The organism is Pseudomonas sp. LSJ-87, assembly GCF_032971465.1.
GTDB lineage: Bacteria > Pseudomonadota > Gammaproteobacteria > Pseudomonadales > Pseudomonadaceae > Aquipseudomonas > Aquipseudomonas putida_Z.
Genome location: NZ_JAWJYQ010000060.1, coordinates 1 through 23713 on the forward strand (window position 1 = coordinate 1; position 23713 = coordinate 23713).

Annotated in this window: 9 protein-coding genes; 5 read left to right on the forward strand and 4 right to left on the reverse strand. The window is 64.4% G+C overall.

What is annotated here, in order from left to right; genetic code table 11:
- The 3 genes from RYH74_RS24310 to RYH74_RS24320 form a co-directional block, all read right to left on the reverse strand.
- On the reverse strand, positions 1-12399 hold a 12399-nt coding region (locus RYH74_RS24310), incomplete at its 3' end, for a hemagglutinin repeat-containing protein (RefSeq protein ID WP_317410389.1).
- 23 nt (positions 12400-12422) lie between these two features.
- Entirely contained in the window at positions 12423-14153 is a 1731-nt protein-coding gene (locus tag RYH74_RS24315; RefSeq protein ID WP_410903264.1) for a ShlB/FhaC/HecB family hemolysin secretion/activation protein, read from the reverse strand.
- Between the two features lie 210 nt (positions 14154-14363).
- Positions 14364-14771: a hypothetical protein gene (locus RYH74_RS24320; RefSeq protein ID WP_025337622.1), complete on the reverse strand. Its 408-nt coding sequence runs from the start codon at positions 14769-14771 to the stop codon at positions 14364-14366.
- A 248-nt stretch (positions 14772-15019) separates the two neighbouring features.
- On the opposite strand from RYH74_RS24320, the gene RYH74_RS24325 reads away from it, so the two are divergent.
- From RYH74_RS24325 to RYH74_RS24345, 5 genes are all read left to right on the forward strand, one after another.
- Positions 15020-18850, forward strand: coding sequence for an EAL domain-containing protein (locus tag RYH74_RS24325; RefSeq protein ID WP_317410392.1), 3831 nt, complete (start codon positions 15020-15022; stop codon positions 18848-18850).
- A gap of 284 nt (positions 18851-19134) precedes the next feature.
- On the forward strand, positions 19135-20388 hold the full coding sequence (glyA, locus tag RYH74_RS24330) for a serine hydroxymethyltransferase (protein WP_025337620.1): 1254 nt from the start codon (positions 19135-19137) through the stop codon (positions 20386-20388).
- Positions 20389-20581: 193 nt separating this feature from the next.
- Entirely contained in the window at positions 20582-21535 is a 954-nt protein-coding gene (locus RYH74_RS24335; RefSeq protein ID WP_317410394.1) for an arsenic resistance protein, read from the forward strand.
- A gap of 530 nt (positions 21536-22065) precedes the next feature.
- Positions 22066-22293 (forward strand): type II toxin-antitoxin system RelE/ParE family toxin, encoded by a 228-nt coding sequence (locus tag RYH74_RS24340; protein ID WP_237140965.1) that lies wholly within the window; start codon positions 22066-22068, stop codon positions 22291-22293.
- A 1-nt stretch (position 22294) separates the two neighbouring features.
- A complete protein-coding gene (locus RYH74_RS24345) occupies positions 22295-22612 on the forward strand; it encodes a helix-turn-helix domain-containing protein (protein WP_075043684.1) in 318 nt (105 codons plus the stop codon).
- 59 nt (positions 22613-22671) lie between these two features.
- Here the strand turns inward: RYH74_RS24345 and RYH74_RS24350 are convergent, their stop codons facing one another.
- Positions 22672-23601, reverse strand: a complete 930-nt coding sequence (locus RYH74_RS24350; RefSeq protein ID WP_075043683.1) for a malate dehydrogenase — start codon at positions 23599-23601, stop codon at positions 22672-22674.
- Positions 23602-23713: the final 112 nt, after the last annotated feature.

Consider the following 23713-nt stretch of genomic DNA (forward strand, 5'->3'; position numbering starts at 1 on the left):
TACCAGAAGGTCATATTCCGCTTTGCTCAGCCTGCCGCTCTGGTACAGCTCAACCAGCTTTTCCCCAGCCTGCTTCTCCTGCTGCCGGTACTCATCACGAATACCAACCTCGCAGCCGCCATTTCCACCACAGGCTTTATACCGCTCGTGCAACTCATCAATACTGCCAATACCGGCGGCCTTGAGCTTCTCATACAACGCACGGCTGGCGGCATCCAGCCGTTCAACGCCGTATTTGTTCGCCAGCAGGTTGTTTTCAACCGCGTTACGGCCCGCACCGGCACCTGCGACAGCCCCAGCACTATTACCTTCCACCAGACCACCCGAAAGCCCGGCCGCTAGCGTCGACAGCGCCGAAACGGTCTGTTTCTGCTCTTCACTGAGCGAGTTGCTATCGCTGGTGCCATACAACTGCTGAGTGATCAGGCGGGCAACCAGTTCGCCGCCGGCCGCACCCGCTGCCCCGGCTGCCGCCGAGTTGCCCTGCGCTTGGGCGACAACGGCACCCAACACTGCGTGGGCCATGACGTTGAGTGCAGCATTGTCACCAGTAGATTTCTTGATCACCTGCGCGAGGTACGGTGCCGATGCGCCTGCCAACGCAGAACCGATATCACCACCCGCCAACCCTTGCAGTGCCGCTGTCACGGCCTGGGTCACGCGCTGGTAATCACCACTGGTGCCGTACTTACCCATGATTCGCTGGTAAGCCTCGGTGGCGACCAGTTGTTCCTGGTAAGCCTTCACCGCCTCCTTGCTTGCCCCTTCACCCGGCGCCACGATGCCGTGTGCTTCAAGTTCCGCACGCGCCTCCTGGTCAGCCTTCAGTTGCCCCTGGGTGCGGACGATGTCCGATACCTGTGTGCCGATTTCGCCAATAAGCTGCACCTGCTGCAGGCGCCGCTGTTCCTTCTCCTTGTCGAAGATCGGGCTGATGCTGTCGTTGGCATGCTCGACGTCGTGACTGAGGCTGGTCACATCCTGCTGCTGCCGGCCCGGGTCTCGGATTTCCAGCGCGCCTTCGGAAATGGCCGAAGATGTGGTGCCGCTGGCGCTGCCGCTGTGGTTATAGGCGATCAACGTGCCGCTTGGCATGTTGCTGGTGAAGGTGTCAGCACCACCGTTGCCACCGCTGATGCTGGCGCTGGCCAACTGGCTCTTGAACTCGGCCTTGTTGGCGATATCGCTCCAGCCCAGGGTGCCGGTGCTCAGGCGGTTCTTGTCGGCGTCGGCAGTACTGGCAATGACGCTGCCGTCAAGCTGGGTGTGCTTGCCCACATCGACCTGATAACCGCCCTTGCCGGCGAACAGACCGGTCTGCTCCTGCACGCTCTGGTAGTTGGAGTCGAGCTTGGTCTTGCTGACGCTGAGACTGCCGCTTGCCCCGCCCGCGCCGATGATGGTGACGCTCAACCCACCGCTGACATTGGCCTGTTTGGACTTGTAGTTGTCGGTGTCCTGCAGGCTTTGCAGCGTCAGGTCGCGCCCTACGTCGGCGGTGATTTTCGCGGCGTTGACCTGGGCCCCTTTGAGCGCCGTGTCCCGCCCGCTGAGCAGGGTCGCCTCATTGCCGGCGTCCAGTGTGGTTTCGGTCCAGGTCGTGCCGTTGCCTTTCTCGTTGCCGGCACCCTTGTTGGCATTGGCGAAGATGCTGAGACCGGCACCTTCGGAACCTACACCAATGCTGGCGCCGATGGCGCCGCCACTGCTGCTGTTCTTGCCATCGAGCTTTTGCGTATTGGCAGCAGCCTCAAGCTGGATGTCGCGTTCGGCGGACAACAGCAGGTCATTGCCGGCCTTGAGTTGACTGCCTTGTACCCGGATATCCCCGCCGCTGCCGGCCCCGTTGCCGGTGGCCACAATGCTCAGGTCGTTGCCACTGGTCAGGCTGCTGCCCTGGCTGACGGTCTGTTCCTGGGTCTGCCGCGAGCTCGACTTCTGCCCGCCCAGCGATAAGGCGATACCTACGAACTGGCCAGCATTATCCGCCGTCATGCCACCGCTCTGCTGGGCAGCCTGCCAGGCCTGAACACCGGTCAGCCCGGCCTTGATACCTTGGAGTGCAGAAAGCCGGCTGTCCTCTTCCCGGGTCGCTTGCTTGGTAGTCTGGTAAGCGGTGTCGATGGCACTGCCAACCGTACCGGACAGCGCCAGGGTCAAGCCGCTGCTCTTGCTCTTGGACGTCTGCTCGCTGGTGTTGTGGTTTTCGGCCGCAACGATCTCGACGTTCTGCCCAACCAGGGTGATGTCCTTGCCGGCGACAACCTCCGACCCCTTGATACCCAGGTCCTTGCCCGCCTCGATGGTGACATTGCCCAGCACGCTGCCAATGGTGCTGGCCCTGGCGTTCTCACTGGTGCTGGTCGAGGTTTTTTCCAGGCTGGTCGAGCCCAACGTGAAGCCGATGCCTCCACTGCTGAGCAGGCCCGATTTCTTCTTCGAGCTCGAGTGGCTTTGCTCGAACGTTTCGGTCGCGCTATCGATCTGCACGTTACGGCCCGCCAGCAGGCTGGTGTCGTTGGTGGACACGATGCTGCTGCCCGACACGCCGATATCCTGCCCGGCGCGAACGACCACCGTGTCACCACTGACCGACGAGCCCTGCTGAGTGATGGCCTTCGAACTGTCGATCCGGGTCTTCTGGCTGCTGGATAGCCCGGAGTGGCTGGTCTTGGTCTTGCGGTAGTAGCTGTAGTCGCTGTTCTCCTCAGCGACCAGTTGTACATCGCCACCGGCGTAAAGGTAGGCCTCATCACCCGCCGTCACGCGGCTGGCGCTCAGTGCCAGGTCGTCGCCAGCCTTCAATGCCACATTGCCGCCAGCCACCACGGTGCTGCCCACCTGCTGGACATGGTCCTCCTGGCTGGTGACTTTCCGGGTCTTGCTCGCCGAGTGCTGCTCGTTGGCGGCCGCTGCCAGCTGCAGATCGCCCGTCGCCGCCATGGCCACATCCCGCTTGGCCTCGATCACACTGGCCACCGCGCTGATATCGCGCCCGGCGCTGACGCTCAGGTCACGCCCGGCCTGCACGCTCGAGCCGTTCTGGGTCACGCTGCTGTCGGTGTGGCGCACGCCGCGGTCGTTGACCACCACCTGCTCGACCGAGGTCAGCTTCACATCGCGGCCGGCCTTCAGGCTGGTGTCGGCAGCGCTGCTGAGCACGCCGCCGTTGTTGCTCAGGTCACGCCCGGCGTTGATCGCCAGGTTGTTCGCGGCTTCCACCCGGGCGGCGTTATCGACGAAGTCGCGCTGCTGGGCGTAGCTGCCGTTGCTGCTCTGGTGCGAAGTCAAAGTGCGTTCGTTGATCACGTCACGCACGGCGGCGAGACTGACGTCGCGCCCGGCGATGATGCCGCCGGCCTTGTTCACCAGATCGTTGCCAGCCAGCAGGTCGAGGCGGTTGCCAGCCTCGACCAGGCCGCTGTTCACCATGTTGTTGCCGGCCTTGGCCGACAGGTTGTTGCTGGCGCGCAGGGTCCCGACGTTGTCGAGGTTCTGGCCGGCGATCAGGTTGACGTCGTTGCCGGCGATCAGAGCGCCGTTGGGGGCCAGACGGTTGTTGCCGTGCGCCAGATAGAGCACTGGCACCAGCACCTGCTCGCCATTCACCTCGGCGGTTTCCAGCCAGACGATGTCATGGGTCAGCGCCGCCACCTGTTCGGAGGTGAGGCTCACGCCCACTGCCAGGTTGAGCTGTTGCTTGCTCTGGATGGCATTGTCCATCAGGTACTTGAACAGCTGTTCGTCACTGTTCTGGCCATCGATAAAGCGTTGCCCGGTGCGGGCGACCACGGCCTGCTGGATCAGCTTCTGCTCGTAGAAGCCATCGCCCAGGCGCTTGGCACTTTCATCCGGGTCGTAGCCAAGGTTCGCCAGCAGGTAGTCGGAGCTCATGAACTGCTTGAGGTCGGTGAGCACCGGGTTGGTTTCGATCAGATACTTGTGCGGGTTACTGCGCACGCTGCTGTCGGGCAGGCCTTGCACGCGCTCGATGGTGAGCGGGCCTTGGCCGTTGAGCGTGGAGGCCTGGCTGATGCGGTCGTCCACCGCCGAACGGCCGGGCAGCGCGGGGCTACCGGTGTTGCCGGGCAGGCTGGTGTCGACGGCGCTGGCACTACCGGCGACGTTCGCCTGGGTGCGATCGGCCGTATTCAGCGTGGTGCTGCTGCCTGCCGCTTGGTCGGCACCGCGGATGCTGACCGTGCGCCCCTGGGCCAGCGGCAAGGGTTGCTGGCGCTGCGCGACGCTCAGGCTGGCGCCGCCCATGCTCCAGCTTTGCGGGCCGCTGGCGGTCGTGCTGCCGGCCTCGCTGCTCAGGCGGAACAAGCCGTTCTGCCCAGTGGGCAGGCTGAAGCCGGGCAGCGCCAGCGGGTTGACCTGTTGTTGGGCGAGGTCCGGCGGCAGCTGCTGGTTGAGTGTGATGCGGGTGGAGAACGCCGTACCGGGTGCGGTGGTATCGGTACGCGCGCCGCTACCGATGTAGGCGTAACCCGGGCGCACGACGCTGTTGTCGATGCCGTTGCCGGCGGTGATGTTCACCGCGCCATTGGCCTGCATGATGGCGGCATAGCTCTGGTCGCCAGCCGCTAGTTTGCGGGTGCTGCCAAGGCTCACCAGCTCCGCTTCGGTCATGCCGATGAACCTGGCCAGGTCAGCTTGCAAGCCACCCAGGTTGGCAGGGTCGTAACCAGCGCTCTCGTACCAGTACTTGCTGGTGATCGAGCTGGCCAGCTGGTACCAGGCCCCGGCGTTGCGGGTACGTTCGGAACGGAAGATGCGGGTGGTTTCGGTCTCGCCGGTTTCCACACCGCTGTTGGTCAGGTTGTCGACGCTGGCCACCAGGTTACCGGCAGCGGCGATGGTGCTGCTGCTGTTGAGCAGGTCGCCGCCCCGGATGGTCAGGTTGCCGCCGGTGGTGATGCTGGAGGCGGCACTGGCGTCGGTCACCTCGAACTTGTCACGCTGGACGATCTCCCAGACGTGGTTGCGCTTGCCGCCGCAGTCGCCGGCGTTGTAGCCCTCGATGCAGGCCACCTCGCCAACGCGGGCGGTGTAGAGGCCCTTGTTGTCGGTCTGCAGCACCGCCCGCACATTCTGAATGGTGCTCGCTGCCAGGCTCATCGACAGGTCGCTCTGCAGCGAGCCGGAACGGTTCACGATGCTGTTGGCCAAGCCGCCCTGGCCATCCCGGTCGATGGTCAGGGCGCCCAGGCTGTAGACGTCGGCATAGCTGTTGGTCAGGCTGGCGACCCGCAGGCCCATATCCCTGCCGCTGAAAATCAGGCCCTGGTCGCTGTTGACCAGGGCGCCGGTGGTCACGCTCAGCGCTTCGCCGGCACCCAGCGTGCCCTGGTTGTTGACGCCGCCTGCCACGAGGGTGAAGCCGGTAGCAGACGTCAGGCGGCCGGCATTGTTCAACTGCCCGACTACCGAGAGGCTGGTGGTGCCACCGCTGGCGATGCTGCCGGTGTTGCTCAGGTTGACCTGTGCGGCGCTCAGGCCAAGGTCGCCACGGCTGCTCAGGCGGCCGTTGCCGGCGTAGGTGCCAGCCAGATCAAGGCTGAGGCTGCCGTCACTGGCGATCAGGCCGTCGTTGCTCCAGTCGCTGCCGCTGCCGACCAGCGCTTCGCTGGCCAGCAACTGGCCGTTGGCGGTCTGGCTGAAGGTGCCGACATTGAGCGTCAGGCGCCCGGCCTGGATAACGTTGCTGTTGCTCCAGCTGCCAGCGTTGAGGGTGAGGCCGCCCCGGGTGACGATACTGCCGCCGGCGCCTGTGACATTGGCAGTGCTGATGTCGAAGTTGCCGCTGCCCACGTGCAGCAGGCTGCCGCCAGCGTTGAGGAAACTGCCGACGCCGAGGCTGAGGTCGCTGTTGGCGGTTTCCAGCGTGCCGTTGCGGTTGTCGAACGGGCCGCCGATCTGCAGGCGGGTGGCGCCGCTTGTGCCCAAGGCACGCAACTGGCCGGTCTGGTTGTCGAGGCTGGCCGCCTTGATGGCCAGGGTACTGTCGCTTTCAATGATGCCCAGGCGGTTGTTCAGCGCACCGCTGAGGCCCAGGACGATGCGTTGGCCGGCGATCTGGCCATCGTTGTCGCCGCTGTTGTCGAAGTTGCCACCTGTGACCTTGACCAGCCCTTGGGCATAAAGGCCGCCATTGCGGTTGTCGAAATCGGCGGTGCTGACCAAGGCATCGCCAGCTTGTGCAGCAATTCGCCCGCCATAGTTGTCGATGCCACCCAGTACCTTGAGGTCCAGGGCATGGGCCTGGGTGACGCCACCCTGGCGGTTGTTGTTCAGGTCATAACCGTTGTTCAGCACACCGCGCAGGTCGGCGACCAACTTGCCTTGCAGGCTGGAAAGCACGCCGCCACGGTTGTCCAGGTTGCCGGCCGTGACGTCGAGGTTGCCAGCGTCGGCCAGGATACGGCCACTCTGGTTGTCGACATCACCGGTCACCAGTTGCAAGGCGCCCTGGCTCTGCAAAGTGCCCTTGGTGTTGCCAAAGCTGGCGGCACGCACATCGGCGCCGCCGTTCTGGCTGTAGATCAGGCCGTCGGCGCTGTTGAGCAGCTGGCCGTCAACGGCCAGGGTCAGTTGCTGGCTGGCCGCCACGGTACCGCGATTGCGGTTGTCCAGGCTGCTGGCGAACAGGCTCAGCAGGCCCTGACTGGCGATCTGGCCACCCTGGTTGTCGATTTGCGTGGCATTGTCGATGCGCAGGGGGCCGGCGCTGGCAAGCTTGCCGTTGTTGTTGGCAAGGGCGCCGAGCAGCTTGAGGGTGACGGCCGCATTGCCAATCAGGCTGCCGGCGCTGTTGTCCAGGCTACCGGCATTCACATCGAGTGCCTGACGGGCGCTGATGCTGCCGGCGCCGTTGCCCAGGGCCATGGCGTTGAGGGCCAGCGCCGCGCCGCTGTCGATCAGGCCACCCTGGCCGTTGTTCAGCAGCCCGCTGATGGTCAGGCGCTGCGCGCCGCCACTGGACAGGATGCCGGCACCACTGTTATCGAGGTTCGCCGCTGCCACGTTCAGGGTTTGCTGGCTGACCAGCGCGCCACCAGCGCTGTTCTGCAGGTCGCCGCTGACTGCGGCGTCCAACGCGCCATCGCGGCTGGACAGGGTGCCCTGGTTGCGGTTGTCGAGGCTGCCCAGATTCACGCCCAGGCCCCGCCAGCCCGAGACCAGTCCGCCCTGGTTCAGCAGGCGCTGGGCGGTGACATTCAGCTGGCCACTGCTGATCAGCTTGCCAGCGCTGTTGTCCAGGGCACGGCCGGCCAGGGCAAGGTCCTGCCGCGAGGAAATTTCACCGCCGCGGTTGCTCAGGTCGCGCAGGCGGTCGAGGGCCAGCGGGCCATCGGTGGTGATCAGGCCACCATCGTTGTTCAGGTCGCCGGTGGCACTGCCGAAGTCGATGCGGATGGCGTTGCCCAACAGCGAGCCTGCTTGGTTGTCGACGGCGCGGGCTGCAATGTCCAGCAGGCCAGCGGCGTTGATCAGGCCTTGCTGGCTGTTGTTCAGGCTGTCGGCCAACTGCAGGTCGAGGCCACCACGGCTGGTCAGCGTGCCACCGGTATTGTCCAGGCTTGCAGCACGGGTATGCAGGGTTTCGGCAGCGACCAGGCCTTTGATGTTGTGCAAGGCCTGGTCGATACGCAGGGTCAGCGCCTGATTGCTCAGCACCTTGCCGCTGCTGTTGTCCAGGCTGCGAGCAGCCAGGGTGAAGGCCTGGGCCGAGGAGATCTCGCCGCCCTGGTTGTTTACCCCATCGAGGTTCTTCAGCACCAACATCGGGGCGTTGATCAGCCCGTGGCGGTTATCCAGCTGGCCATGGTTGAGCTCCAGGGTCAATGCGCTGTTGCTGAACAGCTGTCCACCTTGCTGGTCAAGGCCGCTGGCGTTGACCAACAGGGCGCCATCGCTGGCAATTCGGCCGCCATCGCGGTTGCTCAGCTGGCCGGTGATCAGGCCCAGGCTGGCGCCGCTGTCGATCCGGCCTTTGCGGCTGTTGTCGAGACTGCCGGCGTCGATGCTGGCCGGTCCCTTGGCGCTGATGGTTCCCTGGTCGGTGTTGGTGACCTGGCCCGCGCTCAGTTGCAGCGCTGCATCGGTGACCAATTCCCCGCCCTGGTTGAGGACGTTGCCGGTGTGCTTGAGGGTCATCGCCCCCGCGCTGGAAACACTGCCGCCGCGGTTGTCGAGTGCGTTGCTCGCCAGGCCCAAGCTACCTTCGGCACTGATCAGGCCCTGACGGTTGTCGAGTGTGCCTTGTAGCGTGGCATCGATGGCGTGCTGGCTGAGCAGCAGGCCGCCGACGTTGTCCAGGCTGTTACCGGTCAAGCCCAGGCCGGCCTTGCCCGAGAGCATGCCTTTGCTACGGTTGATCACCTCGGCGACGGCGACTTGCAGCTTGCCGTCGGCCAGCACCTTGCCGCCGTCACTGTTGTCCAGGCGGGTACCGCCGAGGATGACGTCCGCCTTGCTCGACAGCTCCCCGGCGCGGTTGTCTACCGCCGCCACCTGCAAGTCCAGGCCCTGGCTCGAACCGATCAGGCCACCCTGGCGGTTGTCGAGCTGGTCACCGGACAGTTTCAGGTACCCAGAGGCAACCAGCACACCGGCCTGGTTATCGAGGGTACCAATTCGCGCTTGCAACTCGCCCGCAGCGGAAACCTGCCCCTGCTGGTTCAGCAGGCTGCCGGCCTGCATGTGCAGGCGATCATCTGCGATCAGCGTACCGCCCTGATTACGCAGCTCGCCGTCGACGGCCAGGCCCAGGCCGGCGCGGCTGCTGATCAGGCCCAGGCTGTTGTCCAGGCTGGCGCTGCGCAGGTTCAGGCCATTGGCCGCTACCAGGCCCTTGAGATTGCTCAGTGCCTGGTCGATGCGCAGGGTCAGGCCTTGCTGGCCGATCAGCCGGCCGTTGCTGTTGTCCAGGCTGCGTGCTGCCAGGGTGAAAGCTTGGGCACTGGAGATTTCGCCTTGCTGGTTATCCACCTTGGCAAGGTTGTTCAGCACCAGCAGTGGCGCGTTGATCAGCCCCTGCCGGTTGCTCAGCTGGCCGTGGTTAAGGTCGAGGGTCAGCGCAGTTTTGCTGAACAGTTGGCCACCGTCCTGAGCGAGGCCGGTGACGCTGGCGATCAGCGCCTTTTCACTGGCGATGCGGCTGCCCTGGCCGTTATTGAGCTGGCCGGCCTGGAGGTCGAGGCGGTCGCCGCTGACCAGCTGCGCGCCCTCGCCGTTGTCGAAAGTACCGGTGACGACCTTGGCCGCGCCCTTGCTGCTGAGCAAGCCGGCCTGGCCGTTGTCGAGGCTTTGGCTGGTCAGCGCCAGACCGGCGTCGGTAGTGATCGAGCCGTTGCGGTTGAGCAGCGTGCCGGCGCTGGTCAGCGAAAGGCCGGCAGCGCTGGAGAGCTTGCCGCTGCTGTTGTCCAGCTTGCCGACGGTAACGCCCAGGCGCCCTTCGGCACTGATCAGTCCCTGCTGGTTGGTTAACCCGCCAACCAGGCCAACGTCCAGGTCGCCACCACTGACCAGACGCCCTTGGCCGTTGTCCAGCTGCTGGCCGCTTAGGGTCAGCGGCCCGGTGGCCGACAGCAGGCCCAGGTTGCGGTTGAGCACCTCGGTCATCTGCAGTTGCAGGGCGCTGCCGGCCAGGACCTTGCCGCTGTCGCTGTTGTCCAGGCGGGTGCCTCGCATGGCCAACGCCTTGGTGGTGGAGATTTCTCCGCCACGGTTGTCGATTTCGGCAACATTCAGCCGTAACGCGCTGGTGCCACCGATCAAGCCTTTGGCGCGGTTGTCCAGGTGGCTGCCGGCCAGCAACAGGTCGCCCTGGGCAACCAGCTCGCCACCTTGGTTGATCATTTGCCCGAACTGGGCCACCAGTGTGCGCTGACTGGAAATACGACCGCCGCTATTGTCCAGGCTGCCGGCTTGCAGGCGCACCGGCCCCGCGGCCGTCAGCAGGCCACCACGGTTGTCCAGCTGCAAACCCTTGTAGCTGAGTGCGGCCAGGCTGTTCAGCAGCCCTTGCTGGCGGTTGTCCAGTTGCTCGACATTCAGGCTCGCCTGCTGGCCGGCGCGCAGTTTGCCGGCACGGTTGTCGAGTTTGGCCGCGCGCAGGTCGATGTCGCCTTTGGCGCTGATCTCGCCTTGCTGGTTGTCCAGCAAGTGGGTGACCTCGGCGCTCAGGCCCGCGTCGCTGACCAGGTTGCCGGCCTCGCGGTTGTCCAGGCTGGCGGCCTGCAGGTGGACGCCCCCGGCCGATCCGAGCAGGCCTCGGCGATTGTCCAGGGCGTCGCCCAGCGCTACCTGCAAGGCCGCATCGCCGGTGACCTGGCCACCGCGGTTGTCGAGGCTGCCACCTTTGAGGGTGGTGGTACCGACGCTGGAAATCTCGCCTGACTGGTTGTTGCTGTTACCGGTCACTTGCAGCGCCAGGTCGGCACGGCTGGTCAGGGTGCCCGCATGGTTATCCAGGCTGGCGGCACGCACATTGATGCCGTTAGCGGAAACCAGCCCGCCGTCGTTGTTCAGTGCCTGGTCCAGATGCAGGCTCAGGTTCTGGTTGCCGAGCAGCTTGCCAAGGCTGTTGTCGAGACTGCGCGCCACCAGCGCAAACGCCTGGGCGCTGGAGATTTCGCCCTTGTGGTTATCCACCGTGTCGAGGTTGTTCAGGGTCAGGCGTGGCGCATTGATCAGGCCGCCCTGATTGTTCAGGTGGCCTTTGTTCAGGTTCAGGCTCAGCTCGCTGACGCTGGTCAGGCTGCCGCCGTTGTGCTGGTCGAGGCCCGTGACACTGGCGCTTAGTGCCTGGTTACTGGCAATGCGCCCGCTGTCGCTATTGTTTACCTGGCCAACGTTGAGGTTCAGGGTCTGCAGACTGGTCAGCTGGCCACCACGGTTATCCACCGCGCCGCTGGCTGTCAGAGCCAGGTGCTGGCCCGCGCGCACGCTACCGGCGGCGTTGTCCAGCTGGCCAACCTTGGCGTTCACGCTGGCGCCGTCGATCAGCCCGCCTTGGGCGTTGTTCAGGCGTGAGGCTGTGAGGTCCGCCTGGCCGCTGCTGAGCAGCCTGCCGGCGTTGCGATTGTCGAGGGTATCGGCGCTTGCGCTGAGGCGAGACCGGGCGCCGAGCGTACCGCCCTGGTTGTTCAGGCTTTGCTGCGCCGTGACGCTCAGATCGCGGCTGGCCACCACGGTGTTGCCATGGTTATCGATGTGCCTGGCGTTCAGGCGTGCGTCGCCGGTGGTGTTGCGGCTGTTGTCGGCGTTGACGCCCGCTTCGATGATGCCTTGGTTGCTCAGCCGCCCTGCGCTGTCCAGGCTGATGCGTTGCCCGGCAGCGAGCGACTGGCGATTGTTCAGGTCGCCCTGGGTGCGCACTTTCAGTTCGTTGCCGGCATATACCCCGCCCTGGGCATCGAGCTGGCTGGCCGTGATCGCCACCGAGCCCTTGGCTGCGGTGGCCTCGGCCATGCGCAGCTGGCCGTTGGCATCGAGTTGGATATCGCCGCCGCTGGCAATCAGCTTGCCGTCGAGCTTCACCCCCACGCCGGCTTCGGTACCTACCAGCTTGATGGTGTTGGCGTACATGCCGCCCAGTGCCGAGGAATCGATGGCCAACTGCGGCGCCTGGGCCGAGTCGGCGGCACGTGCGGTGGCGGCCAGGCTCTGCGCATCGACGTCGTTGCTGCCGGCGACCACCGCCAGCTGGCGGGCCTGGATCTGGGCGTTGATTCTGGCGCTGCGGGTGATGATCTCGAACTGGTCGATGTTGCTGGCATTGAGCCCGGCGCCTTCGATGGCGACACTGCCTTGCTCCACCTGATAGCGCTGCAGTTGCCCATTTTCGACTACCGGCTTGCCGGTCGTCAGCGTGGCCCTGGGCGTATTGATGAAACCGCAGCCGTTGCAGGTTACGCCATAGGGGTTGGCGACAATGACATGCGCCGACTGCCCGGCCACCTCGGTGTAACCCTTGAGCTGGCTCGGGTTGCCACCATTGACCTCGTTGAGGATGGTGCTGGCCGCACGGCCGCCCAGGTTGCTGTTGCCGAGAACGATGCCGCCCAGCTGGGTGGCCTGGGTGCGGCCGGTGGCGTTGTTGAGGATTACGCCTTGCTGGCCGACGTTGTAGTCACTGAACTTGTTGTGCGACAGCCCAGCGCCGCTGGGTGCAGCGATATTGACGATGGGCACGCCGTTGCCTGCCTGGCCGAGGCTGGTGCCACTGCCGTTGACCAAGATGCCGTCGGCCATGGCCACCAGCGGCTGCCAGAACATCATGTTGGCCAGCATGAAAGCCAGCCCACGCTTGGACAGGCCCCAGAAGGTGCGGCGTGTTTGCAGGGCAGCCGAAGGCTGACGGGCCAGGAAGGCGAATTGACGAACGTCCATGTCGGTACTCGGGAAAAGCGCTGTTAAAGGAAGATGTCCAGGCGGAAGTAAACCGGCGCCTCGCGTGCTTCGATTGCGGCGGGCCGCTCGAGGGAGTGGGCAAAGGTCACGCTGGCGGACAGGTGCTTGCCGCGAGCGAACAGCTCGACCGCATCGCTGGACAGCCGGCCACTTTGCCCGCTGTTGTAGCGATCATGGCGAATCGCGCCGACGTCGTAGGCCAGCCCCAGGCCGTACTCGGCCAGCACGGGTTGCAGCCAGTCCCAGGCCACCGGCCGGCTCCAGCGCACATCGTTGCGCCAGTAATAGCCACTGTCTCCGTTCAGGCTCTGGTCCTTGTAGCCACGGATCGAGGACTGGCTGCCCAGGCTCATGCGTTGCGAGCTGAACAGCAGGTCTTCACTGCGCTGGCCAGTGACCAGGCTGCTGAACACCAGCGACTCACCCCACAGCTTGAACGGCTGCAGGTAGCTGACCGTAGCGGTGTACTTGCGGTACCGAGCGTTGGGCAGGCGCTTGCCGGTGCTGCTGCGCTGGTCTTCGCCCTGGGCATCGAAGGCACCGATGCCGTTCTGCATGCCCAGGTCGACGTTGACGAACGCATTGCCGACCCGCCGCCCGTGGTTGATGCCGAACTGCGCTTCACTCAAGCGGTTGCTGCTGGTGTCCAGCTTGCTGTCTTCGATGAAGTTGTTGGTGCGCAAGTAGCTCAGGCCGGTGTTGAGCGAAGTCTTGCTCATTGCATCGCGGTGTATCACCCGTTCCAGTCGCAGCTGGTGGTTCTGGCTGTCACCGTCCTGCTTGAAATTGAAGCCTGAAGCCTCGCCCAGCGAACGGTACTCGCTCTGGCTGTAGCTGTAGCTGAGGTTCCACCAGCCGAATGGCAGGTTGTAGTAGAGCATGGCGCTGCGCGAGGTCTTCTGGTGGTCGCTGATGGCATCGTGGCTGCCACGCAAAACCAGTTGGTCGGCCAGGCCAAGCGGGCTGTCCCATTCCAGGCTGCTGCCCCATTGCTGCTCGCCGGTGCTGCGCTGGCCATCGTTGCTTCGCGACAGGCCCACGCGCCATGGCTTTTGTGGGGCGTTGCGCACCACCACTTCGCTGCCGCCCACCGCCTTGCCCGGGGTCAGTTCCATTTGTGCCTGGTTCGATGGCAGGCGGTTGAGCTGATCGACCATCTGTTCGATCTGGCGCAGGTTCAGCAGCTCGCCGGTGCCGCCCGGAAAGCTCATGGCCAGCTCACGAGGGGAAAGCTTGCTGCCTTCTGCCGGCTTCAGGCCTTCGAGACGGCCCTCCACCACGATGACCTTCAGGCGGCCGTTGGACAGGTCCTGCTGGGGCAGGTAGGCACGGCTGGTGACCAGGCCTTTCTGAATATAAAGATCGGTAACGCTCTTGAGCAGCGCGTTCAGCTGCGTGACGCCCAGGCACTGGCCAAGATAGGGTTTGAGCAGGCGCTCGCGTTCCGACGTGGAGAGCGCATCAGCACCCTCCAGCACGATATCGCTGATCGGAAAACAGCGAGTGTCACCGGGTTTGACCGGCGCGACCGGCTCGGCGCCCCGGCCAGGTAGCTCCTGCAACTGTTCCAGACGCCGCTGCTGCTCTTCAAGCAGGCGGTTCTGACGGTCACGAATCAGCTCCTGGTCGCCGGGTGTCCCCATCGGCGCAGCGGAGGCAACATTTGCCAAAGTGGCAAGAAACGCGCATGCAAGCCAGCCCATGCCGCGCTGACCCAGAGAGGGGAAAAACATGTTCGATCCTTCGAAATAGAGCGGTAGAGCGAAAAGCCGACAAGTTTATTCGGGCATTCCCATGGCATCAATAAGCCATCGACGCACGGTAGGGTAAGCAAGGGTTGAAGGTGGAGGCAGGATCGATTGAATGATTGGAAAACTCATGACCTGTGCCGGCCTCTTCGCGGCTGAAGCCCCACACAGGGACCGCACAGGTCTTGAGATGGCTCAGACGTGACGCTGCCTGGCCTTGCCGCGCGGCAACCGGCAGCGCTCGCCCTGCTCGGCCAGGCGCGCGGCCCAGGCCGATTTCACGCTGAAGCCACCGTTACGGGCAGGCTGCTGTTCGGCCACCTGGGCCGGTTTGGCCGCCGCAGGCGCAGTACCGACGACCTTGGCGGCGGGCTTGCTGGCCGCAGCCACAGCCACCACCGGCTCAGCTGCCGCTTTGGCGGTCTTGCGCAGTTCAGCCAGCGATGGGCTCTTGCTCTTGGCGACAGCTGCCGCCTCGGGTTTGCTCAGCGAACGCTGGCAAGACTTGCAGGATACGTCCTCGGTCACGGCAGTGCTGACAAGGGTCTGACTGCTGCGCCCGCAGGCGGAATCGAGGCCATTGGAGGAAAAGTGAGTAACCAAAACCGAACATCTCCGATGCGTTGTCATTTGAAGCGGGCGCTATTCTCGCACAGGTTGCAGGGGCTTGCCGAACCACCGGGCAGGCACCACCGGTCACATTGGCTGGCACTTTGCCATAATCCTAGGCATGCTAGCTCGTTTCGGGTGTCCGGCCTTATAGTGCGCCACCGCGGTCTGGCAACCAGACACCGGCACACACCGTGCATGATCCATCCCTGCCATCGCCAGCCCAATCGCAGGATCAACGCTTGACCAATCTTACTCATCCGTCGTCATTGCGTTCCGCGCCACAGGCGCCCGTCGCCTCGCTGCGCGGGTCGATCAAGGGTGCGCTGGCGCTGCTGGCCCTGATCCTGCTGGGCCTGCTGCTGTGGCAGCTGTTCGCCCAGTTCAACCATACCCAGGCCGACCTGCGCAAACAGAGCCTGGACGCCACCGCCGAACTGGCCGACCACCTGAGCCTGAACATGGCGTTCAAGGCCCAGCAGGCCGTGAATGTGGTGCAGCCTTACGTCAAGGCGCCGACGCCCTCGGCCCTGCCCAGCCTGCTGGGTACCCTGCGCGAGCGCCTGCCGGCCCTGCAGAGCATGGCCTGGCTGGACGCTACCGGGCAGGTGCAGGCCGACAGCCTTGCCGGCAGCCCCGACCGCCATTTGCTTGACGAACTGCTCAGGCTGAACCAGGGCAGCCCGTACTTCTTCACCAATTCGGCCGACAACCGCACCCTCTATCTGCTGCTACGCCAGGCCACCGAACAGGGCCGCGGCTACTGGCTGCTGCGCCTTTCGCCGGACTATTACCGCACCCTAACCCTCCATCTGGATGGTGCCGGCCACCCGCTGTGGCTGCTGGAAAACAGCCGCAACGGCGAGGTACTGCAAAGCCATGCGCCAGCCGACACCAGCAACGAGCCGCTGCAAAGCGTGATGCTGGCCTTCATCGATAACAGTACCTGGCAGTTGCGCGGCCTGTTCGACGCCAAGCTGGCCCAGCAGAAGCTGCTGCCGGCGCTGCTCGGCAAATGCCTGCTGGTGCTGTTCTGCGCCCTGCTGCCGGTGCTGGCCCTGATCAACATGCGCCGCCGCCAACGGGCGCTGCAGGAAGACCGCCGGCGCTACCAGGAAATCTTCGAAGGCACCGGCGTGGCCTTGTGTGTGCTCGACCTGTCCAGCCTGCCCGGCCAACTCGACCGCTACCACCTGCGAAACCGCGCCGCGCTCAAGCACAGCCTAGCCTTGGACCCCAACCTGCGCCGCTCGCTGCTGCTGGAGCTGAAGATCACCGAGATCAACCAGGTGGCCCGCCAGTTGTTGAACATCGACAGCCACGAAGGTGCCTGGCAGCGCCTGATCGACGGCACGGGCGATGGCCGCGACAGCATCGGCATGCAGCTGATCGACGCGCTGATCGAGCAGCGCCAGCTGCTGGAGCTGGAAGTGCGCCTGCCGGCGCCGCTGGGAGGCGAGCTGCACCTGTGGCTGATGGCCCGCCTGCCGCAGCAGCGCCGCGATTACCAGGCAGTCATCCTCAGCATCAGCGACATCACCAGCCGCAAGCAGGTGGAGCTGTCGCTGCTGGAGCGCGAAAGCTTCTGGTCGGACGTGGTGCGTACCGTGCCCGACCAGCTGTACGTACAGGACGTGCTCAGCCAGCGGATGATTTTCAGCAACCGCCACCTCGGCCAGACGCTGGGCTACGACCGTACCGAGCTGGCGCAGATGGGCGACCGCTTCTGGGAGCTGCTGCTGCACCCCGAGGACGCCGCGCACTACCAGGCGCTGCGCCAGCAACAGCGTGACAGCGGCCATGACCAGCCGCTGCACTGCCAGCTGCGCTTCCGCCACCGTGATGGCGGCTGGCGCTGCTACGACATCCGCGAACAAGTGCTGACCCGCGACGCCGATGGCCTGGTGACGCGCATCATCGGCGTGGGCAAGGACGTGACGGTGCAAATCGAGGCCAGCCAGTCGCTGCGCGACAGCGAACAGCGCTACCGCATGCTCGCCGAAAGCATCAGCGACGTGATCTTCTCCACCGACAGGCTGCTCCAGCTCAACTACGTAAGCCCCTCGGTGCAGGGCGTGCTGGGCTACCAGGCCGACTGGATCTTCGCCAACGGCTGGCAGTCGATCGTCGCCAACCCGTCCCAGCTCACCGGTATCTACAGCTTGATGGAGCGCGTCAGCAAGGCCATGGGCGACCCGGCCCAGCTGGCCCAGCTACGCAGCCAGCTGCCCACCCAACTGTTCCTGTTCGACTGCCTGCGCGCCGATGGCCGCAAGATCCCCATCGAACTGCGCCTGGTGCTGGTGTGGGATGATGAAGAACGCTTCGAAGGCGTGCTCGGGGTGGGCCGCGACATCAGCCAGCAACGCCGTGCCGAAAAAGACCTGCGCATGGCCGCGACGGTATTCGAGCACTCCACCTCGGCCATCCTCATCACCGACCCGGCCGGCTATATCGTCCAGGCCAACGAAGCGTTCAGCCGCGTCAGTGGCTACGCCGTCAGCGAGGTGCTCGACCAGTTGCCGGGCATGCTTGCCGTCGACGAACAGCAGGAAGGCCACCTGCGCTACGTGGTCAAGCAGCTGTACCAGCGCGGCAGCTGGGAGGGCGAGGTGTGGCTCAAGCGCCGCGACGGCGACCACTACCCGGCCTGGGTCGGCATTACCGCGGTGCTGGACGACGAAGGCGACCTGGCCAGCTACGTGTGCTTCTTCACCGACATCAGCGAGCGCAAGGCCAGCGAACAGCGCATCCACCGCCTGGCCTACTACGACGCCCTCACCCACCTGCCCAACCGCACGTTGTTCCAGGACCGCCTGTACAACGCCCTGCAGCAGGCCGAGCGGCAAAAGGCCTGGGTGGTGCTGATGTTCCTCGACCTGGACCGCTTCAAGCCGATCAACGACTCCCTCGGCCACGCTGCCGGCGACCGCATGCTCAAGGACATGGCTCAGCGCCTGCTGGCCTGCGTGGACAACGACGACACCGTGGCGCGCATGGGCGGCGACGAGTTCACCCTGCTGCTGCAACCGCGCGCTACCCGCGAGATGGCACTCAACCGCGCCATCCACGTGGCCGAGAACATCCTCGGCAGCCTGGTGCGGCCGTTCGTGCTGGAGAACCGCGAGTTCTTCGTTACCGCCAGTATCGGCATCGCCCTCAGCCCGCAGGACGGCAGCGAGCTGAGCCAGCTGATGAAAAACGCCGACACCGCCATGTACCACGCCAAGGAGCGCGGCAAGAACAACTTCCAGTTCTACCAGGCGGAGATGAACGCCAGCGCCCTGGAACGCCTGGAGCTGGAGAGCGACCTGCGCCATGCCATGGAGCAGAACGAGTTCATCCTCTACTACCAGCCGCAGTTCAGCGGCGACGGCAAGCGCCTGACCGGCGCCGAAGCCCTGCTGCGCTGGCGCCACCCGACCCGCGGCCTGGTGCCGCCGGGCGATTTCATCCCGGTGATCGAAGAACTGGGCCTGGTGGTGGACGTGGGCGACTGGGTGCTGCGCGAGGCCAGCCGCCAGCTCAAGGCCTGGCACAAGGCCAAGGTGCGCGTGCCCAAGGTGTCGGTGAACATCTCGGCGCGGCAGTTCTCCGACGGCCAGCTGGGCACGCGCATTGCCACCATTCTGGAAGAAACCGGCCTGCCACCGGCGTGCCTGGAGCTGGAGCTGACCGAAAGCATCCTGATGCGCGAAGTGAACGAAGCCATGCAGATTCTCGCCAGCCTGAAAAACCTCGGCCTGAGCATCGCGGTGGACGACTTCGGCACCGGCTACTCGTCGCTGAACTACCTCAAGCAGTTCCCGATCGATGTGTTGAAGATCGACCGCACCTTCGTCGACGGCCTGCCTGAGGGCGAGCAGGATGCGCAGATTGCCCGGGCGATCATCGCCATGGCCCACAGCCTCAACCTGGCGGTAATTGCCGAAGGGGTGGAGACCCACGAGCAGCTGGAGTTCCTGCGCGAGCATGGTTGCGACGAGGTGCAGGGCTACCTGTTCGGGCGGCCGATGCCGGCGAACCAGTTCGAGGCGCAGTTCGCCAACGAGAAGCTGTTCATGTTCCATTGAGCAGTTGCCTGCACTGGCCCTATCGCCGGCAAGCCAGCTCCCACCTCGACCGCATAGACCTCAAGCACTGTGCAGTACCTGTGGGAGCTGGCTTGCCGGCGATGGGGCGCAAAGCGCCCCCAAAAACGGACCTGCGAGTCAACTCCAACCCCCGCCCAGCCCAGACACGGCGCGGGATGCAACATGAAGCCCATTGGTCCGCGACTTGATGCCACTTCATATGCCAGCCGCGGATCAATCGGTTAGAATGCCCCCCCAATTCACCCCGATCCTTGAGGACCGCCATGTTCAGCCGTGATTTGACCATTGCCAAGTACGACGCCGAGCTCTTCGAAGCCATGCAGCAAGAAGCTCTGCGCCAGGAAGAGCATATCGAGCTGATCGCTTCGGAAAACTACACCAGCCCGGCAGTCATGGAGGCCCAGGGCTCGGTCCTGACCAACAAGTACGCCGAAGGCTACCCGGGCAAGCGCTACTACGGTGGTTGCGAGTACGTCGACGTCGTCGAGCAACTGGCCATCGACCGTGCCAAGGAACTGTTCGGCGCCGACTACGCCAACGTCCAGCCGCACGCCGGCTCCCAGGCCAACGCCGCCGTCTACCTGGCCCTGCTGTCGGCCGGTGACACCATCCTGGGCATGAGCCTGGCCCACGGTGGCCACCTGACCCACGGTGCTTCGGTAAGCTCCTCGGGCAAGCTGTACAACGCCATCCAGTACGGCATCGACGGCAACGGCCTGATCGACTACGACGAAGTCGAGCGCCTGGCTGTCGAGCACAAGCCGAAGATGATCGTTGCCGGCTTCTCGGCCTACTCGCAGGTGCTGGACTTCGCCCGCTTCCGCGCCATCGCCGACAAGGTCGGTGCCTACCTGTTCGTCGACATGGCCCACGTTGCCGGCCTGGTTGCCGCTGGCGTGTACCCGAACCCAGTTCCGTTCGCCGACGTGGTCACCACCACCACCCACAAGACCCTGCGCGGCCCGCGCGGCGGCCTGATCCTCGCTCGCAAGAACGAAGAGATCGAGAAGAAGCTGAACTCCGCAGTCTTCCCTGGCGCCCAGGGTGGCCCGCTGGAGCACGTCATCGCTGCCAAGGCCATCTGCTTCAAGGAAGCCCTGCAGCCTGAGTTCAAGGCTTACCAGCAGCAGGTCGTGAAGAACGCCCAGGCCATGGCCAGCGTGTTCATCGAGCGCGGTTTCGACGTGGTTTCCGGTGGCACCCAGAACCACCTGTTCCTGCTGTCGCTGATCAAGCAGGAAATCTCCGGCAAGGACGCTGACGCCGCCCTGGGCAAAGCCTTCATCACCGTCAACAAGAACTCGGTACCGAACGACCCACGTTCCCCGTTCGTCACCTCGGGCCTGCGTTTCGGCACCCCAGCCGTCACCACCCGTGGTTTCAAGGAAGCCGAGTGCCGCGAGCTGGCTGGCTGGATCTGCGACATCCTGGCTGACCTGAACAACGAAGCGGTGATCGACGCCGTGCGTGAGAAGGTCAAGGCCATCTGCAAGAAGCTGCCGGTTTACGGCAACTGATTGGCGATTGCCTGACAGGAAAAAGCCCGGCCTAGTGCCGGGCTTTTTCGTTTTCAGGTGGCGAATCCTGTGGAAGCGGGCGTGCCCGCGAAGAAGACGACTCGGTGGATGGCACCGGCTGCGCCGGTATTCGCGGGCACGCCCGCTCCCACAGGTTATGATTGCGTTCCTCCCTTCAAGCACAGGCCCAACCTTGACCAGAGAGCAACTTGAAACCCACCAGGTCCCGATCTATTTCGTCGCCGTGCTCGCCGCCGTCACGTTCGGCCTGCTGACCAGCGACGCTGCGCAGCTCCTGGAAGCGCTGGTCACCCCCGCTATCGCCGCGCTGATGTACGCGATGTTCCTGCAGATTCCCTTCCTCGACCTGCGCCAAGGCCTGGGCAACCGCCGCTTCATCAGCGCCTTGCTGCTGACCAACTTCATCTTCGTGCCGCTGCTGGTATGGGCCATCACCCGTGGGCTGGCGGCACACCCGGCGATACTCGTCGGCGCGTTGCTGGTGCTGCTGACACCGTGCATCGACTACGTGGTGGTGTTCACCCACATCGGCAAAGGCGACTCCCGCCTGACCCTGGCCGCCACCCCCGTGCTGCTGTTGGTGCAACTGACGCTGCTGCCGCTCTACCTGGCCCTGATGCTGGGTGACAGCAGCAATGTGGCCATCTCCATCGCCCCGTTCGTGGAAGCCTTCGTGCTGCTGATCGTGCTGCCTATGGCGCTTGCCGTGCTCACCAGCGCCGGCGCCCGTCGCTCGCGCACGGTCTCGACCTGGAACGACGCCTGGGCGTGGATGCCGGTACCCGCCATGGCCCTGGTGCTTTTGGTAGTGATCGCCTCGCAGATTGCCGTGGTGCTGCGTGATTTCGACCGTTTGCTGCCGGTGATTCCGGTGTACATCGGCTTCATGCTGTTGGCGCCGGTGCTTGGGTTTGTTGCGGCGCGCTTGCTGCGCTTGCCGGCTACCGAGGCACGCTCGGTAACCTTCAGCGCCGCCACGCGCAACTCGCTGGTGGTGTTGCCGTTGGCGCTGGCGCTGCCCGAAGAAATGCGCGGGCTGGCCGCCGCTGCGGTGATTACCCAGACGCTGGTGGAGCTGGTGTGTGAACTGGTTTACGTGCGGGCAGTGCCGCTGCTGGTGCGCTGAACCGTCAGCGCACGCCAGAGCAACAGTCTGTGCTGCCTGCGCTGGCCTCATCGCTGGCAAGCCAGCTCCCACAGGTGCAGCGCTGATCTCGAGGTTGTCGCTGTACCTGTGGGAGCGGCCTTGTGTCGCGAAAGGGCCGCGACGCGGCCCCAAGATCCCAGAAGTCGAAGCCTCACTTCACCACAGCGAGGCGAATGATCACTCAAACGCCCGAGTAGAAATCTGCTCGAACGCCACTTCGGACATATCCGGCAAATCAACCGACAAGGCCTCACTGCTACCAAGTCTGGAGAATGATCCGGACGAGCGCATGCAGCATGTGCTCGATGAGCTCAGGGAGCGGGTTCAGTGGTTGGCGCCAGGGTTGACCTGGCACGCTACAGCGTTCATCCCATCGCAGTTCCGCCCTTTGAGCATCCGTATTCAACGTTGCATGCTATAAGGGAATCCCGTACATTCATATGCATACAGTAATTGAAACGCCTACGTTCCAAAGAGCCGCTGCCAAATTGTGGTCTGACGAAGAACGCGTGGCTTTCATCGACTGGATTGCGGTCAATCCGCTCGCGGGGGATGTAGTACCCGGTGCGGACGGCGCACGAAAAGTTCGATGGACCCGCGCAGGTTCTGGTAAGTCCGGTGGCACACGGGTGATCTACTTCAACCTGAATGAAGATGAAATTGTGCTGTTGCTTACGGTTTATGCGAAGGCTGAACGTGCCAACATGAGCCCCGCTGAAATCAGCAAGGTGGTGTGAAATGCGTGACATCGATATAGAAAGTGTTGCCAAGGCCATTGAGGCTGATGCGGGTGAGCCATTGCCTGACCTGCGCCAAGCGCTCAAGGAAGCCAAGATTGGCGCTGGGCGAGTAACCACGCCGGAGCAGATTCTGGTTCGCCAGGCCCGCGAACGCTGTGGGCTGACCCAAGCATCATTCGCCGAGCGTATCGCAACACCGGTCGCAACGCTGCGTGACTGGGAGCAAGGTCGCTTCGTGCCGCCAGGCGGTGTGTTGTGCCTGATGCGCCTGATCCTCAAGCATCCTGAGCTGTCACTGGAGCTGGCCGCGATCTGACCACAGGTCCAATTGGGCTTGATCGCCGGCTGCGCGTCGGCGATCAAGCATTTCCCCATTCACAGCGCCTTCATCTCAGCAATATCCCGCGCCACCTGATCTGCAGAATGGTCGAACATCGCCTGCTCCTGCGCATCCAGCGGCAACTCGATCACCCGCGCCAGCCCCTCCCCTGCCAGCACACAGGGCACACCCATGGCGATATCCGTTCGCCCGTACTCGCCCTCCAGTATCGCCACTGCCGGCAATATGCGGTTTCGCCCGTTGGCGATCGCATCCACCATCTGCGCAATCGCCACGCCCGGCGCATCGCAGGCGCTGCCCAGCTTCTTCAGCCCCAGGATCTCGCCCCCCCCCTTGCGGGTGCGTTCGACGATCTGCTCGATCTGCTCGCTGGAAAGGAAGTGCGACAGCGGCACCGAGCCGATCTGGCAATAGCGCATCAGCGGCACCATGCTGTCGCCATGCCCGCCCAGGACCAGCGCCGTGATATCCCGGGCAGAAAACCCGGTCTGCTCGGCGATGAAACACTTCATGCGCGCGGTATCCAGCACCCCCGCCTGGCCGAACACCTTGCTGCGCCCCTGCCCGCTGAGGCTCCAGGCGCGATAGGTCAGCACATCGACCGGGTTCGACACCACCAGCACCGTCGCCGTTGGCGCATGCTGTTTGATGTCCGCCATGATGCTATCGATAATCGGCAGGTTGATGCTCAGCACGTCCTGACGCGACTGCCCCGGCTTGCGCGGCACGCCTGCGGTGATGACCACCAGTTCAGACCCGCCCAGCAGGTCAGCCTTGGCACCGCCGCGAACCCGGGTATCGGAACCCGACTCGACTGCCGCCTGCCACACGTCCAGCGCCTTGCCTTGCGCCATCTCGCCCTGCACATCCATCAACACCAGCTCACGGCACAACTCTTCCCGGGCGATGATCTGCGCCGCCGCCTCGCCGACCATGCCGGCACCCACGATTGTCAGTTTGTTCACGTGACACCTCCCAGCGGCGCGCGCCACCAGGAACACGCCTGCAATACACAGAAGTATTGCCCGCTGAGGCGAAAAGGCCACTCGAAGGTGATGTGAGTCCGGTAGGCACGAG